This is a genomic window from Parasutterella muris, assembly GCF_009767915.1.
In the GTDB taxonomy this organism is placed as follows: domain Bacteria; phylum Pseudomonadota; class Gammaproteobacteria; order Burkholderiales; family Burkholderiaceae_F; genus Parasutterella; species Parasutterella muris.
Genome location: NZ_WSRP01000127.1, coordinates 1 through 421 on the forward strand (window position 1 = coordinate 1; position 421 = coordinate 421).

Annotated in this window: 1 protein-coding gene; it reads right to left on the bottom strand. The window is 49.9% G+C overall.

Annotated elements, in window-relative coordinates; genetic code table 11:
• Window positions 1-421: IS200/IS605 family accessory protein TnpB-related protein (locus E5987_RS12865; RefSeq protein ID WP_160336453.1), on the bottom strand; the 421-nt coding region annotated here is incomplete at both ends.

Below are 421 nucleotides of genomic sequence, written 5' to 3' on the forward strand. Positions count from 1 at the left end.
CATGCAGGTTTCGTACAATTGCGGGCGTGTCCACAAAGACGCCCCCATCGAGTTCGAGCAGCTTTTTGAGCCACTCATCCCCGAGTTCTTTTCGGCCGATATTGGCTGCGCCATTGATATCGGCATTGATCAAACGTCCGTCTGACGATCGATAGAGGCCGCGCTTGATTCTCTTTCCCGAAAATACCGGCTTTGTCTTGCCTTGCTTCGGGTCGAAATCTGCAATGACATCCATGTCTAGCGCACTGGCCTTAGAGGTGTAGCTTTCCTCCCGCACTGTCACTTGAATGCCGTATTCTTCTGCCTTATACCGGACCATCTCAATAAACTTAGCATGCGGGAGCATGACAAAATTCTGATTGTTTCGCTTGCCGAGGTTCACACTCTGTTTCCAGTTTCTATTGGTACCAATGACAATGCG